We start from the raw sequence: 15,874 nt of genomic DNA, 5'->3' as shown, positions 1-15,874 counted from the left end.
CGGACACCACCGGAAGCCACCCCGGACACCGCCCCGGACGCCACCTCGGACGCCACCCCGGACACCGCCCGGAAGCGATCGCGGACGCTGCCGCGGAAGCCACCGAACGGTCAGTAGGCGCGCGCGACGATCGCGATGTTGCCGTCCTGGTCGTCCGTCTGCGGCACCGAGCCGTCGGCGGCCACGATGCAGCGGACCGAAACGCCCTGCTCGGCCAGCTTGGCCTCGCCCTCCGGGCCCAGCTCGGCCCAGGAGATCCGGCCCCAGCCGGTGGCGGCGGCCTCGACGGCCTCGTCCAGGTTGGTCACGTCCACCGTGCGGGCCTCGCGGCGCTCGCGCGACTGACGCAGCAGCAGGGCCTGGTCCTCGTCCAGGATGCCCGGGAGGATCGACACCAGCGAGTCGATCGAGACCGGCTCCTTGCCGCCCGGGATCCGGCGGGCCAGCATGGCCGTGCCGTTCTCCAGGTCGCGCGGGCCGACCTCGATCCGCAGCGGAACGCCCTTGAGCTCCCAGTCGACCGCGCGGCGGCCGAACGGGGTGTCGGTGCGGTCGTCGACGACCACGCGGATGCCGGCGGCCTCCAGAGCGGCACCGATCTCACGGACCTTGGCGATCACCGCGTCGTCGCCCTTGATGGCGAGCACGACGGCCTGGACGGCGGCGAGCCGCGGCGGGACGCGCAGGCCGTTGTCGTCGCCGTGGGACATGATCAGGCCGCCGACCATACGGGTCGAGACGCCCCAGGAGGTCTGCCAGACGTACTCGCGCTCGGCACCCTGGAGCTGGTAGGTGGTGTTGAACGCCTTGGCGAAGTTCTGGCCCAGCTCGTGGCTGGTGCCCATCTGCAGCGCCTTGCCGTCGCCCATCATGCCCTCGAGGGTGAGGGTGTTGATGGCGCCCGCGAAGCGCTCCTTGGCGGTCTTGCGGCCGAGCACGACGTCGATGCCGAGCACGTTGGTCATGAAGTCGCCGTAGACCTGGGTGTGGATCATCGAGGCGTAGTCGCGCGCGTCCTCGTAGGTGGCGTGGGCCGTGTGGCCCTCCTGCCAGAGGAACTCGGTGGTGCGCAGGAAGACGCGCGGACGCAGCTCCCAACGGACCACGTTGGCCCACTGGTTGATCAGCAGGGGCAGGTCGCGGTGACTCTGCACCCACTTCGAGAAGTACTCGTTGATGATGGTCTCGGAGGTCGGCCGGACGACGACCGGCTCGTCCAGCTGCTTGCCACCGCCGTGGGTGACCACCGCGAGCTCGGGGGCGAAGCCCTCGACGTGCTCGGCCTCCTTGGTCAGGTACGACTGCGGGATGAACATCGGGAAGTAGGCGTTCTGGGCACCCGCCTTCTTGATCCGGGCGTCCATCTCCTGCTGCATCCGCTCCCACAGGCCGTAGCCGTACGGTCGGATGACCATGGTGCCGCGCACCGGACCGTTGTCGGCCAGCTCGGCCTTGTTGATGAGGTCCTGGTACCAGCGCGGGAAGTCTTCCGCCTGGGGGGTGAGAACGGGTGCCTTAGCCATGGGCGAATCGTACGGGGAGCGGGCCCCCGACTTCGAATCCGTTCCGGGCCGCCGTCCGGGCCCCGTCCTCGGTGTCCCGCACCGGGGCGCACGCCCCCGACGCGCGCGCACCACCCCGCACCCCTCTGGACGCCGCGCCCGAGCCGCTGTTCGCTGGAGTGGGGCGGGACGTCGAGGGGGGTTCGGAGCAGCACCTCGAAAGACCGGATGGGAGGCCGCGATGGCTTCAGCTGGGGTGATCGGCACGACCGCAGTACCCCGAGGCACCGGGCAGGACAACGCCCGGGCCCGGGACTGGGCGGAGATCCAGGAACGGATGCTGGTACCGCTCTACGAGGCCGTCCACGACCGGCTGGAGGTGGGTCCGGCGACCAGCGTGCTGGGCCTGGGCTGCCGCTCCGGTCTCGCCCTGCTGCTGGCGGCCGGACGGGGCGCCCAGGTGACCGGTCTGGAACGGGACGGCGAGCTGCGCGCACTGGCCGGCGGACGCGGTCTGCGGGTCGGCGCGGGTCACCCGCCGACCGCTGATGTCGCCCGCTCGGCCTATTCGCTGGTCACCGTTTTCGAGCAGCCGCCGCCGGCGGGCGAACCGCGCCGGACGGTCGCGGCGGCGGCCCGGTCGGTACTGCCCGGCGGACACGTGGTGCTGGCCGCCTGGGGACCCAGGGAGCGCTGCGAGAGCGCGGCCGTCCTGGACGTCGCCCGGCGGATGGCCCGGCGCAGCGGCGCGCGCGACCCGTTCGAGCTGAGCCCGCCCGGGGCGCTGGAGGACCTGCTCGCCGGGACCGGCCTGCGCCCGGCGGGCGGCGGGCGGGTCGGCTGCCCCTTCGCCTACCCGGACCTGGACAGTGCCGTGCGCGGGCTGCTCTCCACCGGGCTGTACGACGCGGCGGCGGAGTTCTCCGGGGCGCCGCTGGTCGCGAAGGAGCTGGAGGAGGCGCTGCAGCCCTACCTGCGGGCGGACGGGACGGTGCGGATGGCGAACGTCTTCCGCTACCTGATCGCCGAACGTCCCCGCTGACAGCGGCCCCGCCGAGCCCCCGGCGGCCGCAGTGCGGCAACGACGGAGGGGCGCGCGTCACCTTGATGCACGCCCCTCCGCCCGGGAACCGGGAACCGGGACCGCCCGCGGCCGGGACCCCCGGCTCAGGCCTGGTCGAGCGTCTTCCGGGGCACCCCCGCCGCCCGGTAGGCCGCCTCCTCGTCCAGCGTCTCCGCCTCCAGCAGCGCCGCCGCCAGCGCGTCCAGCCGGGCCCGCTGCTCGGTCAGCAGCCGCACCGCCTCGTCGTAGCACTCCGCGACGATCCGCCGGGCCTCCTCGTCCACCGCGTCCAGCGTGGTCGGCGCGGCGGAGAGCCCGTACGCCCCCTGCGGGTCGGACGGCACCGCGGTGAGCCGGCCGACCCGCTCGCTCATGCCCCACCGGCCGGCCATGCCGCGGGCGATGTTGGTGACCTGCTCCAGGTCGCTCTCCGCCCCGGTGGTGATGACCCCGTAGACCACCTGCTCGGCCGCCATCCCGCCGAGTGCGCCGATGATCCGGCCGCGCAGGTAGGGCTCGGTGTAGGAGTACCGGTCGGTCTCCGGGGTGGACAGGGTGACCCCGAGGGCGCGGCCGCGCGGCACGATGGTGATCTTGCGGACCGGGTCCGCGCCCGGCTGGAGCATGCCGAGCAGGGCGTGGCCGCTCTCGTGGTACGCCGTCCGCTCGCGTTCGGCCTGCGGCATCACCAGCGGTCGGACGGCGCCCAGCTGGACCTTCTCCAGCGCGTCCGAGAGGTCGCGCTCGTTCACCGCGTCCTGGCGGCGCTTGACCGCCAGCAGCGCCGCCTCGTTGACCAGGTTGGCCAGTTCGGCGCCGGTCATGCCGGGGGTCACCTTGGCCAGCTGACCGAGGTCGGCGTCGCCGGCCAGCGGGACGTGCCGGGAGTGGATCCGCAGGATGGCCGCGCGGCCGTCGCGGTCCGGCGGGCTGACGGTGATCCGCCGGTCGAAGCGGCCGGGGCGCAGCAGGGCCGGGTCGAGCACGTCCGCCCGGTTGGTGGCGGCGATGACGATGACGCCCTCGGAGCCGCTGAAGCCGTCCATCTCGGTGAGGATCTGGTTGAGCGTCTGCTCGCGCTCGTCGTGGCCGCCCATCCCGCCGCCGCTGCCGCGCTGCCGGCCGATGGTGTCGATCTCGTCGATGAAGACGATCGCCGGGGCGACCTTGCGGGCCTCGGCGAAGAGTTCGCGCACCCGGCTGGCGCCGACGCCGACGATCATCTCGATGAACTCGGAGGCGGAGGCCGAGAAGAACGGCACGTCCGCCTCGCCCGCGACGGCCCGGGCCAGCAGGGTCTTGCCGGTGCCGGGCGGGCCGCTGAGCAGGACGCCGCGCGGCATCTTGGCGCCGAGCCGGCGGTACTGCTGCGGGTTCTTCAGGAAGTCGACCACCTCGCTGAGTTCGGCCTCGACCTCGTCGATGCCGGCCACGTCGGCGAAGGTGGTGCGCCGGCCGGCCTCGGCGGTGACCGGCTTGGGCGGGGCCTTGCGGCCGAGCGCGCCGCCGCCGAGGCCGCCGGCCATCCGGCGGGCGAGCAGCACCCAGACCAGGATCAGCAGCAGCATCGGGGCCAGTGAGATCAGCAGGTTGGCGAGGAAGCTGCGCTGCTGGACGACCGGCGACGCGGTGACCTCGACGCCCTGCTGCTGGAGGGTGGTCCAGAGGTTGTCCCCGGCGAAGACCGGCCGCTGGGTGTCGAACTCGGTGTAGGTGCCCTTGCCGCCGTCCGGCTTCGGCTCGGCGTTCTTGAGGGTGCCCTCGATCGCGTCGCCCTTGGAGTAGATCTTGGTGATGTTGCCCTTGTTCAGCTGGTTGTTGAACTCGGTGTAGGAGATCGTGGTGGCGCCGCCGGGGCCGAAGAAGGACAGCAGCAGATCGCTGATCAGGAACACCACGAGCGCGGTCAGGACGAGGCCCGTCCAGCCGCCGGGCATCCTGCGGCGCGGGGGTGGCGGGGGCGGGGCCCCTTCTGAACGCCACGGCTGGTCGGGGGTCTGGCGCGGCGGCACGGGATCAGTCACCTGTCGGACAATACGGACATCCGCTCGGCGCCTCCAACCGCAACGCCGCTCCCCGGCCGCTCCCCGACCGCTCCCCGACCGCCCCCGGAGCACTCCTGGGCCGCTCCCCGACGCCCGGCCGACCGCCCCGCCGTCAGCCCCGCTCGTCCACCGCGGCCGACCCGGGCCACTCCTCCGAGGTCAGCGCGAACCGCTCGTGGTCCCGCCAGGCCCCCTGGAGGAACAGCATCCGCGGCGTGAACCCCTCGTGCCGGAAGCCCAGCCGCTTGGCGAGCGCGATCGACCGCCCGTTGTCCGGCTGGACGTTGATCTCCAGCCGGTGCAGCCCGAGACCGCCCTCCGGGTGCCCGGCGAAGCAGGTGTCCAGCACCAGCCGCAGCCCCTCGGTCATCCGCCCGGTGCCGGCGAACGGCAGGAACGAGTCGTAGCCCAGCGAGCCGTTGCAGAAGCGGCCCATCACGATGTTGGCGACATTGACCTTGCCGACCAGTCCGCCGGTCTCCAGGTCGACGATCAGGAAGGTCCGCAGACCCGGCCCCTGGCGTTCCAGCAGGTCCGGCAGCGCGTCCGGCTCGACCGGGTTCCACCGGCCGATGTGCTCGGCGGACCGCCGGACCGCCTCGGCGTACGCCACCTCGTCCCCGGCCCGCGGGGCCCTGATCGATACTCGCATCGGACCATCATCTCGGATGACCATCGGGCATGCGAACGGCCCTCCACCCCGGGCAGACCGGGACGGAGGGCCGTTCGCCCCGGGACCCGCGGGCGGCGGGAAACCGGGTCGGAGGACCGTGGCAGGACCGGGCCGGACTACAGCAGGTCCTTGAACTCCTTGGGCAGCTCGAAGTCGGCCGGGCCCTTGCCCGCGCCGAGGCCGAACGCGCCGCCCTGGGCGGGGGCCTGGTCGGCACCGGGGCCGAGCGCGCGGCGCTCGGCGGCCGCGGCCTCCTCCTGCGCCCGCTTCAGCGGGTTGCCGCTCTTGCGCTTGCCCTTGGCGGCCGGGGCCTTCTTGGTGCTCTTCTTGCCGCCGCCGCCCATGCCGGGGATGCCCGGCATACCGGGGACGCCCTTGCCCGAGGCCATCGCCGACATCATCTTGCGGGCGTCGAAGAACCGCTCGACCAGGTTCTTCACCTCGCCGACCTGGACGCCCGAACCCTTGGCGATACGGGCCCGGCGCGAGCCGTTGATCAGCTCGGGCTCGGCCCGCTCGGCCGGGGTCATCGACTTGATGATGGCGCCGACGCGGTTGACGTCCTTGTCGTCGATGTTGTTGATCTGGTCGCGGATCTGACCCATCCCGGGCAGCATCCCCAGCAGCTTGGAGATCGAGCCCATCTTCTGGACCTGCTCCAGCTGCGACAGGAAGTCGTCCAGCGTGAAGGCCTTCGGGCCGCCGCGCAGCTTGGCGGCGATCTTCTCGGCCTCGGCCTGCGAGAAGGTCTGCTCGGCCTTCTCGATCAGCGAGAGGACGTCACCCATGCCCAGGATGCGCGAGGCCATCCGGTCCGGGTGGAAGGCGTCGAAGTCGTCGACCTTCTCGCCGTTGGAGGCGAACATGATCTGGCGGCCGGTGACGTGCGCGACCGAGAGCGCGGCACCGCCGCGGGCGTCGCCGTCGAGCTTGGAGAGCACCACGCCGGTGAAGTCGACACCGTCGAGGAAGGCCTGCGCGGTGGTGACCGCGTCCTGGCCGATCATCGCGTCGACGACGAACAGGACCTCGTCCGGGTTCACCGCGGCCCGGATGTCGGCGGCCTGCTGCATCAGCTCGGCGTCGATGCCGAGGCGGCCGGCGGTGTCGACGATGACGACGTCGTACTGCTTCTGCTTGGCGTACTCGATCGAGTCCCGGGCCACCTGGACCGGGTCGCCGACGCCGTTGCCCGGCTGCGGTCCGTAGAACGCGACGTCGGCGCGCTCGGCGACGACCTGCAGCTGGTTGACGGCGTTGGGGCGCTGGAGGTCGCAGGCGACCAGCAGCGGGGTGTGCTTCTGCTTCTTCAGCCAGTGGCCGAGCTTGCCCGCGAGGGTGGTCTTGCCGGCACCCTGGAGGCCCGCGAGCATGATCACCGTCGGGCCGCTCTTGGCGAACCGCACCCGGCGGGTCTCGCCGCCGAGAATGGCGACGAGCTCCTCGTTGACGATCTTGATGATCTGCTGCGCCGGGTTCAGCGCACCGGAGACCTCGGAGCCGAGCGCGCGCTCCTTCACCCGCTTGATGAAGGCCCGGACGACCGGCAGCGCGACATCCGCCTCCAGCAGCGCGATGCGGATCTCGCGGGTGGTGGCGTCGATGTCCGCCTCGCTCAGGCGGCCCTTGCCCCGGAGGTTCTTGAACGTCGCTGCGAGGCGATCGGAAAGGGTGTCGAACACGTCGTCGCGGGTCCTCTACGGCATCGGTCTGAGTACGGTCGTCGCCCCCAAGGGTATCCGGCCGGTCCGCGGACGGTCTCCACCCGGGTTCGGGGGAACTCCGGCGGCCCCGGAGGAGCCGCTCAGCCCAGGGCCTCGCGCACCGCCGCCGCCACCTCCCCGGCCCGCTCGGCGGAGAGCGGACGGCCCGCCGCGTCGGTCAGGTAGAAGGCGTCGACGACGTCCGCGCCCAGGGTGGAGACGTGCGCCGTCCGCACCCGTACCCCCGCGCCGTCCAGAGCCCGGCCGATCCGGTGCAGCAGCCCGGGGGCGTCGTGGGCGCGCACCTCCAGCACCGTGGCGGTGGCCGAGGCGACCGGGGGCGCCACCGCCACCACCGGCGGCGGGGTCGGGATCCCCCGCCGGCGCGGGGCCGCCGCGTCCCGCTCGGCCAGCCGGCGCGCGACGTCCAGCGAGCCGTCCAGCGCCCGGCGCAGGTCGGCCCGCAGCCGCGCCGCCTCCGGCAGCTCGCCGAACTCCGCCGCCACCGTCCAGGACAGCAGCAGCACCGGCCCCGCCCCGATCGGGTCCAGCTCCCGCAGCCCCGCCGAGCGGACCGCCAGCCGGTGCAGGGCCAGCACCCCGGCGACGGTGCCGAGCAGCCCCGGCCGGTCCGGGACGGCCAGCAGCAGCCGCACGCCCATCGGCTCGGTACCGGCCGTGTCCGCCTCGGCCTGGGCCAGCAGGGAGAGCGCCGGTTCGCCGGTCCTGGCCGCCTCCACCGCCAGCCGCTCCTGCTCGGCGGTCGGCGCGGCGGCCGGCTCCGGGCCCGAGGCGGCGTCCCCGGCCAGCCGGGCGGCTGCCCGCGCCGCCAGGCCGTCCACCAGCGAGGCCCGCCAGCCGCTCCACGCGGCCGGGCCGGTGGCCAGCGCGTCCGCCTCGGTCAGCGCCCGCAGCAGTTCCAGCCGGGGCAGCGTGGTGACCACCTTGGTGACCGCCTCGACGGTGGCCGGGTCGTCCGGGTCGCGCCGGGTCGCGGTGTCCACCAGGGTCAGGTGGTGGCGGACCAGCACCGCCAGGGTCTCCACCGACTCCGGGTCGAAGCCCATCCGGGCGGCCACGTCGCGGACGATCACCTCGCCCGCCTCGCTGTGGTCGCCGGGCCAGCCCTTGCCGAGGTCGTGCAGCAGCGCGGCGACCAGCAGCAGGTCCGGCCGCGCCACCCGGCGGGTCATCGCGGCGGCCCGCACCGCGGTCTCCACCAGGTGCCGGTCCACCGTCCAGCGGTGCACCGCGTTGCGCTGCGGCCGGCAGCGGACCCGCTCCCAGTCCGGCAGCAGCCGGGTGATCAGCCCCTCCGCCTCCAGCGCCTCCCAGACCGGCAGACAGGCCTCGCCGGCGCCGAGCAGGGTGACCAGTTGCTCGCGCGCCTCGTCCGGCCAGGGCACCGGCAGCGGACGGCACTCGGCGGCCAGCCGGCGCACGGTCGCGTGGGAGACGGTGAGCCCGTTCTGCGCGGCCGCCGCCGCGGCGCGCAGCGGCAGCACCGGGTCCGCCGCCGGGCGGGCGCCCTGGGCGAGCACCGCCTCGCCGTCCATCTCGACGACGCCCTCGGCGAGCGGCCGGCGCTCCACCGCGCCCCGGGCCACCGCGCCCGCGCCGCGTCCGGCCGCACCGGACGCGCCGCCGAACGGACCGGCGAACGGGAAGCCGCGGCGGAGCGGACGCCGGCCCCGGCCCGAACGGGCGGCCAGCACCCGGTCCACCGCCCGCCAGGTGACGTCCGCGGCATAGGCGACCGTCCTGGCCGCCTCGTAGACCTGCCGCAGCAGGGTGTCCGCGTCCAGCACCCCGAGCCGCTCGGCGACCTGGTCCTGGTCCTGCAGGGCGAGCCGTTCGGTGGCCCGGCCGGTGACCAGGTGGAGCGCGTCGCGGACGTCGGCCAGCCGGAGCGCGGCCGCGTCCAGTCCCTCCCTTGGCGCGTCGGCCAGCCAGCTCGCGGCGATCGCGTCCAGCGCGACCACGTCCCGCAGACCGCCCCTGGCCTCCTTGAGGTCGGGCTCCAGCAGGAACGACAGCTCGCCGTGCCGATCGGCCCGCTCCCGGCCCAGCTCGCGCAGCTCCGGCAGCCGCCGCACCGCGCCCTCCCGCCAGTCGGCGAGCACGGTGGAGCGCAGCGCGGCGGTCAGCGCCGGGTCGCCCGCCACGTGCCGGGCGTCCAGCAGACCGAGCTGCGCCTTGAGGTCGGCGGCCGCCACCGCCCGAGCCTCGGCCGGGGTGCGGACGGAGTGGTCCAGGGCGGCGCCGGAGTCCCAGACCGGGTACCAGAGCCGCTCGGGCAGGGCCTGGTCCAGCCGGCCCTCGTGCAGCAGCAGCACGTCGAGGTCGCTGCGCGGGGAGAGCTCGCCGCGCCCGTAGCCGCCGACCGCGACCACGGCGACCCCGGCGGGGGCGCCGGCCGAGGCGAACAGGGCGGCCAGCCAGTCGTCGGTGCGCGCGGACAGCTCGGCGCGCCGGGCCCGGCCGCCGGGCCCGGGGGCGGTGAGCAGCCGGGCCCTGGCGGCGGCGGGATCGGCCGGTCCGGCCGGGCCCGGGCGGGAGTCGTCGGTGTGGGAAGTCATGTGAAGTCCCCGTCCGTGGTCGTGCGGGTCGTGCGGGTCGGTCGTTCCGGCGCCGGAACGCCGTCGGCGGACCTGCGACCGTGGGGGGTCGCAGGCCCGCGGGAGGGACTGCCGAGTGGGGCGCCGGAGGGCCTGGAGGGCCTGGGGGCCTAGAGGGCGTCGGGGCCGCGTTCGCCGGTGCGGACCCGGACGGCGGTGTCGACCGGGACGGTCCACACCTTGCCGTCGCCGATCTTCCCGGTCCTGGCCGCCTCGACCAGGACGTCGATCAGCTGGTCGGCGTCCTCGTCCTCGGCCAGGACCTCGACTCTGACCTTGGGCACCAGGTCCACGGTGTACTCCGCACCGCGGTAGACCTCGGTGTGGCCGCGCTGGCGGCCGTAGCCGCTCGCCTCGGAGACGGTCAGGCCGTGCACGCCGAAGGACTGCAGGGCGGCCTTCACCTCGTCCAGGCGGTGGGGCTTGATGACGGCGGTGATGAGCTTCATCGGGCGTCCACCTCGGTCTTCTCGGTGCTCTTCGCCACGGCGGCGACGGCGGTGGCGGCGGGTGCGGCGGTCGCGGGCGCCGGGGCGGCCGAGGACCGGCCCAGGCCCGAGCCGAGGGCGCTGAAGTCGTACGCGGACTCGGCGTGCTCGGCCTGGTCGATACCGGCCACCTCGACCTCCTCGGCGACCCGGAACCCGATCGTCCGGTCGATCGCCTTGGCCAGCAGCCAGGAGAGCACGAAGGAGTAGACGGCGACGACCGCCACGCCCATCGCCTGCTTGCCCAACTGCTCGAACCCGCCGCCGTAGAAGAGCCCCTTGGCGGTCTGGCCGACCGTCCCGGTGGCGAACAGGCCGACCAGCAGCGAGCCGATCGCCCCGCCGACCGCGTGCACGCCGACCACGTCGAGCGAGTCGTCGAAGCCGAAGCGGTACTTGAGACTGATCGCGGCCGCGCAGGCGGCTCCGGCGACCAGGCCGATCGCCACCGCGCCGAGCGGGGAGACCGAGCCGCAGGCCGGGGTGATGGCCACCAGGCCGGCCACCGCGCCGGAGGCGGCGCCCAGGGTGGTGAAGGCGCCGTGCCGCAGCTTCTCGTAGATCAGCCAGCCGATCAGCGCGGCGCCGGTGGCGACCTGGGTGTTGATCAGGGCCATCGCCGCGACGCCGTTGGCGGCCAGCGCCGAGCCGGCGTTGAAGCCGAACCAGCCGAACCACAGCAGCCCGGAGCCGAGCATCACCAGTGGCAGCGAGTGCGGGCGCATCGGGTCCTTGCGGAAGCCGATCCGTCGGCCGAGCACCAGGCACAGCGCCAGGCCCGCGACACCGGCGTTGATGTGGACGGCCGTCCCGCCGGCGAAGTCGATCACGCCGTTGCGGTCGCCGAGCCAGCCGCCGTTGCCGCCGTCGAAGAAGAACACCCAGTGCGCGACCGGGAAGTAGACCACGGTGACCCAGAGCGCCACGAACAGGCCCCAGGCGGTGAACTTGGCGCGGTCCGCGATCGCCCCGCTGATCAGGGCCGGGGTGATGATGGCGAACATCAGCTGGAAGGCGGAGAAGGCCGTCACCGGGATCGTCCCGGCGAGGTCGTTGAGGCCGATTCCCTGCATCCCCAGGAAGTCCAGGTTCCCGATCAGACCGGCGCCGGCGTCGGGCCCGAAGCTGAGCGAGTAGCCGTAGAGGACCCACAGCACACTGACGATGCCCAGCGAGAGGAAGCTCATCGCCAGCATGTTCAGTGTGCTCTTGGCCCGGACCATCCCCCCGTAGAAGAAGGCCAGCCCCGGGGTCATCACCATGACCAGGGCCGCACTGACGAGTACGAAGGCGGTGTCACCCGCGCTGAAGCCGTCCGGCATCGGCGTACCTCCTGACTGGAAGCCGATCCGCACCCGGGTTCCTGTCCCGTGCACCGGGGCGTCGGCGATGAGGAGGAGCGTGCCGAAGGCCGGTTTCGGCCGATGCTGCCGGTTGTTTCACCGCCGTGACGAGGGCGACGGCGGGGTTACACGCGCGTGAACCCCGGCCGTGTCACGGGGCCGGAGGGGTTACCGTACGGCCGCTCCGCACGGGGTGTGCCCGGGGCGCCACGGAACGGGACGGCGCCGAGCGGCACGGGCCGACACCGAACGGCACCGAACGACACCGACCGTGCCGTCGGCGGACGGCACGGTCGGCGGGTCGTGGCCGGATCGGAGCGGGGTCAGGCCCGGATCGGGGCAGAGGTCGGTATCGAGGTCGGGATCGGGGCCGGCTCAGACCACCGAGACGTACTCCGGGATGTCCTGCACCACCCGCTCCTTGAGCCGGCTGACCGCGTCCACGCCCCGGTAGCGGGACGAGGCGGCCTCGGTGGTCTTGCGCACCCGGGAGTTGAGCCGCTCGGAGCGGACCTTGGTGGCGATGTCCACCGCCTGCTCGGCGAAGACCGCCGCCTGCTCCGGCTCGTTCTGGAGCAGGTGCACGCTGGCCATGCCGACCAGGTTGAAGGCGTACGAGCGGACGTGGTCGCCGTCCTGCCGGAACAGGTCGACCGCGCGCTCCATCACCGGCGCGGACATCGAGGCGTAGAGCGCCCCGTTGTCGGAGTGGTAGGCGAGGTCGCGGAAGGAGTGCGCGTTCTCGGCGTTCAGCTCGGCCGGCGAGAAGAACTTCAGCCAGTCCGGGTCGGCGTCGCCCTCGCGGATGTCGGTGAAGGTGTCCTCGGCCAACCGGACCGCCCGGGCGCACCGGTTCACCTCGCCGATGGTGGCGTAGGCGCGCGCCTCCATCGCGTACAGCAGGGACTGCTGGCGCGGGGTCGCGGTGTCCCGGCTGCCGTACTGGGCGAGGTGGATCAGCTCCAGCGCGTCCTCGCCCCGGTTGAGGTGGATCATCTGCCGGCTCATGTCGGTGAGGATCAGGGCGCCGAAGGGGCGGTCCCCGGCCTCCTTGGCGGCGTGCAGCGCCAGCACGTAGTACTTCTGCGCGCTCGGGTGCATGCCGACGTCGTAGGACATCCAGCCCGCCAGGTGGGCGAGCTCGGCGGTGAGCCGGAACAGCCGCCGGGTGGTCTGCTCCGGGTAGGTCTCCTGGAGCAGGTCGGTGACCTCGTGGAGCTGGCCGACCACGGCCTTGCGGCGCAGCCCGCCGCCGTTCTGCGCGTCCCACTGGCGGAACATGACTGTGGTCTGCTCCAGCAGTTCCAGCTCGGGCTCGGACAGCCGGCCGGTGAACGGCTCGCCGCCGTTGGCCGCGGCCAGGATCGGCGTGGGGGCGCCGTTCGGACCGGGGGCCAGCCAGCGCTGCATCGGCTCGATCAGGGCGGCGCCGGCGGTCAGGGCGAGCGAGGTGCCCAGGAAGCCGCGCCGGTTGAGCATGAGGTCGCTGCGGGAGTAGTCACTGATCAACTGGACGGTCTGCGGGGCGCTCCACGGCAGGTCGACGCCGCCGCCCACGGTGGAGACCGGAACGGCGGCGCGCAGGCCGAGGTCCTCGATCGAGACCACCGAGCCGAACCGCTCGGAGAACAACTCCGACATGATCTTGGGGATGGGTTCCCTCGGCTGCTCGCCGTCCAGCCAGCGGCGCACCCGCGAGGTGTCGGTGGAGACGTGGTGGGCACCGATCTGCCTGGCCCGGCGGTTGACCTGGCGGGCCAACTCCCCCTTGGACCAGCCGCTGCGGGCGAACCACGTGGTCAGCTTCTCGTTGGGTTGCTTCTCTGCCATGGGTCCCCATCCCGCCCGGCCCCCGCGGGGCCCCGATCGTGACCGCCCGACGGTTGCGGGCTCTTGCCAGCCGTGCCGTTGCCGAACTGCGGCGCTGCCGTCGCAGACGAACCGTCAGTTCCCCAACTCCCGGCTCCCCAGGGCCCGGAGCGGTCCCCTGACGAGGTCCGTGTGCTGAACGTAACGCCCCGCGTACTGCCCCGGGGAGCGGCCCTGGCGAAACGCCACCTTTCGCCACCCCCAGGAGTGAACCGAAGGCTGTCGACAGACGGTTCACTAGGAGGTCCCGACGGTCCGGCATATGCGGGCCGCCAAGTCCCCACAAATATCCGGCCCTTCGGGCGAACCGCCGCCGCCGCAGGGGATTTCGCCACCCGCACCGATCACCGGCAGCCCCGCGCACAAGACGATCCGGCATCCGTACCGCCCGCCACAAGGCGGCGCCCGAGGCACATCACCGCAACTGGCGCACACCGGGCGCTGCGCGCCGTCACCGCACAACGCACCACGCAACGGACAATCAACACAAAGTCACCGTCCCGTAACCATCGGCAACCAGAACCTGTTGGGGGAGGCATGGACAACCTGTTCGGCGAACTTCGACTGGGGAGCCTGCGGCTGGCACCGCTGGGCGCGCGCCGTCGCACCCGCGTCACCACGAGCCAGGCGGCCGCGGAGTACACCGGCCGGTGGGGCTGGGCCGTCGTCGTCGGCGAGCCGGCCCGCGCCGCCGGCACCCCGGAGCGCTGCCACTGCGGCACCCCGCGCTGCGCCGCCCCCGGTCTGCACCCCGTCCCCGGAGCCGGCCCGGACGCCGGCCCCGGCCCGGACGCCTCGGTGCTGTTCCCCACCGGCCGCGCCTTCGACGTCCTGGACGTCCCCGAGCAGGCCGGCCTCCAGGCGCTGGTCCGGCTGGAGCGGATGGGCACCCAGGTCGGGCCGGTGCTCGCCGCGCCCACCGGGCGGCTGCAGTTCCTGGTCGCGGCCGGTACCGCGCGGCGGCTGCCGGACCTGCTCTACCGGATGGGCTGGGACGACGCCGCGCTCGACCTCGCCTGCCACGGCGAGGGCAGCTTCGTCGCCGCGCCGCCCACCGTGCTGGCCGGCCTCGGCCCGGTCCGCTGGCTGCGCCGGCCGACCCGGGACAACGCGGGCTGCCCGCCCGAGGCCCGGCTGCTGCTGGGCACCCTCGCCTACGCCTGCCACCGCGGCCGGGAGCGCACCCCGGAACCGGCCTGGATCGCCTAGCTGTCTTTTCGCCCGCTCGCCTCCGAGCCGAAGGGGCGGGAGTCGCCCCCGGCCCGACCGGGTCCGCTCCCGTAAGGGGCGGGCCCACCGCCCCGGTCCGGGAACGCCGAAGGGCCCGCCCCTTCCGGGAGCGGACCCTTCATCGGTGGACCGGCGGTCCTCAGTCCCCGATCAGCGCGTCCACGAACGCACCCGGCTCGAACGGCGCCAGGTCGTCGGCACCCTCGCCCAGACCGATCAGCTTGACCGGCACGCCCAGCTCCCGCTGGACCGCGATCACGATGCCGCCCTTGGCGGTGCCGTCCAGCTTGGTCAGCACGATGCCGGTGATGTCGACCACCTCGGCGAAGACCCGGGCCTGGACCAGCCCGTTCTGACCGGTGGTGGCGTCCAGCACCAGCAGCACCTCGTCGACCGGGCCGTGCTTCTCGACGACCCGCTTGACCTTGCCCAGCTCGTCCATCAGGCCGGTCTTGGTGTGCAGTCGCCCGGCGGTGTCCACCAGCACGGTGTCCACGCCCTCGGCGATGCCCTCCTTGACCGCGTCGAAGGCGACCGAGGCCGGGTCGCCGCCCTCGGGGCCGCGCACCGTGCGGGCGCCGACGCGCTCGCCCCAGGTCTGCAGCTGGTCGGCGGCGGCGGCACGGAAGGTGTCGGCCGCGCCGAGCACCACGCTGCGGCCGTCGGCGACCAGCACCCGGGCCAGCTTGCCGGTGGTGGTGGTCTTGCCGACGCCGTTGACGCCGACCACGAGGACGACCGCGGGGCCCTCCTCGTGCTTGGTGGAGCGGACGACGCGGTCGGCGTCCTTGCCGATCAGCTCGACCAGTTCCTCCCGCAGCAGGGCGCGCAGCTCGTCCGGGGTGCGGGTGCCGAGCACCTTGACCCGGGTGCGCAGCCGCTCGACCAGCTCCTGGGTGGGGGCCACGCCGACGTCGGCGGTCAGCAGGGTGTCCTCGATCTCCTCCCAGGTGTCCTCGTCGAGGTGCTCGCGGGAGAGCAGCGAGAGCAGCCCCTTGCCCAGCGAGTTCTGCGAACGGGAGAGCCGCGAGCGCAGCCGGACCAGGCGGCCGGCGGTGGGCTCGGGGATCTCGACGGAGGGGGCTTCCTCGACGGCCTCGGGAACGACCTCGGCCTCGGGGAGCTGCACCTCCTCGACGGTGCGGCGCGGTTCCTCGGTGGGCGGCGCGGCCTCCTCGCCGACGGCGGGCTCGCGCGGGGTCGGGGGCGCCGTGATGACCGGCGCCTGCGACTTCGGGGGCAGCTGCTGGCGTCGTCTGCCGGAAACGACGAGTCCGGCGATCGCGCCGACGGCGACCACCGCGATGACTACGGCAAGAATCACGTATTCCATAACTCCA

At 73.7% G+C, this 15,874-nt stretch carries 11 protein-coding genes; 2 read left to right on the top strand and 9 right to left on the bottom strand.

Annotated elements, in window-relative coordinates; genetic code table 11:
- Positions 1–110 precede the first annotated feature (110 nt).
- Positions 111–1,523 carry a proline--tRNA ligase gene (gene proS, locus IF01_RS0130085; RefSeq protein WP_030396736.1) on the bottom strand — a complete coding sequence of 471 codons (1,413 nt, stop codon included), beginning with the start codon at positions 1,521–1,523 and terminating at the stop codon, positions 111–113.
- 220 nt (positions 1,524–1,743) lie between these two features.
- On the opposite strand from proS, the gene IF01_RS0130080 reads away from it, so the two are divergent.
- Entirely contained in the window at positions 1,744–2,544 is an 801-nt protein-coding gene (locus IF01_RS0130080; protein WP_037781673.1) for a class I SAM-dependent methyltransferase, read from the top strand.
- 125 nt (positions 2,545–2,669) lie between these two features.
- On the opposite strand, the gene ftsH is transcribed toward IF01_RS0130080, so the two are convergent.
- The 7 genes from ftsH to nsdA form a co-directional block, all read right to left on the bottom strand.
- Positions 2,670–4,589, bottom strand: a complete 1,920-nt coding sequence (gene ftsH, locus IF01_RS0130075; RefSeq protein ID WP_030396734.1) for an ATP-dependent zinc metalloprotease FtsH — start codon at positions 4,587–4,589, stop codon at positions 2,670–2,672.
- 133 nt (positions 4,590–4,722) lie between these two features.
- Positions 4,723–5,262, bottom strand: a complete 540-nt coding sequence (locus IF01_RS0130070; RefSeq protein WP_037781671.1) for a GNAT family N-acetyltransferase — start codon at positions 5,260–5,262, stop codon at positions 4,723–4,725.
- A 137-nt stretch (positions 5,263–5,399) separates the two neighbouring features.
- On the bottom strand, positions 5,400–6,965 hold the full coding sequence (gene ffh, locus IF01_RS0130065; protein WP_030396732.1) for a signal recognition particle protein: 1,566 nt from the start codon (positions 6,963–6,965) through the stop codon (positions 5,400–5,402).
- Between the two features lie 122 nt (positions 6,966–7,087).
- Positions 7,088–9,565, bottom strand: coding sequence for a [protein-PII] uridylyltransferase (locus tag IF01_RS0130060; protein ID WP_030396731.1), 2,478 nt, complete (start codon positions 9,563–9,565; stop codon positions 7,088–7,090).
- A 149-nt stretch (positions 9,566–9,714) separates the two neighbouring features.
- The gene (locus IF01_RS0130055; RefSeq protein ID WP_030396730.1) at positions 9,715–10,053 is read right to left on the bottom strand and encodes a P-II family nitrogen regulator; all 339 of its coding nucleotides are present in this window, start codon (positions 10,051–10,053) and stop codon (positions 9,715–9,717) included.
- Positions 10,050–11,414: an ammonium transporter gene (locus tag IF01_RS0130050; RefSeq protein ID WP_037781668.1), complete on the bottom strand. Its 1,365-nt coding sequence runs from the start codon at positions 11,412–11,414 to the stop codon at positions 10,050–10,052. Before IF01_RS0130050 ends, IF01_RS0130055 begins: the two co-directional genes overlap by 4 nt.
- A gap of 396 nt (positions 11,415–11,810) precedes the next feature.
- The gene (nsdA, locus tag IF01_RS0130045; protein ID WP_030396728.1) at positions 11,811–13,265 is read right to left on the bottom strand and encodes a transcriptional repressor NsdA; all 1,455 of its coding nucleotides are present in this window, start codon (positions 13,263–13,265) and stop codon (positions 11,811–11,813) included.
- Between the two features lie 576 nt (positions 13,266–13,841).
- Between nsdA and IF01_RS0130040 the strand changes: the two genes are divergently transcribed.
- Entirely contained in the window at positions 13,842–14,513 is a 672-nt protein-coding gene (locus IF01_RS0130040) for a bifunctional DNA primase/polymerase (RefSeq protein WP_030396727.1), read from the top strand.
- Between the two features lie 160 nt (positions 14,514–14,673).
- On the opposite strand, the gene ftsY is transcribed toward IF01_RS0130040, so the two are convergent.
- Positions 14,674–15,867, bottom strand: coding sequence for a signal recognition particle-docking protein FtsY (gene ftsY / locus IF01_RS0130035; protein WP_030396726.1), 1,194 nt, complete (start codon positions 15,865–15,867; stop codon positions 14,674–14,676).
- Between the last annotated feature and the right edge of the window lie 7 nt (positions 15,868–15,874).

Origin of the sequence: Kitasatospora purpeofusca, assembly GCF_000718025.1 — a bacterium.
GTDB classification, from domain to species: Bacteria; Actinomycetota; Actinomycetes; order Streptomycetales; family Streptomycetaceae; genus Kitasatospora; species Kitasatospora purpeofusca.
Note: the sequence above shows the minus strand (reverse complement) of the source record. Positions and strands in the feature narration are given on the sequence as shown.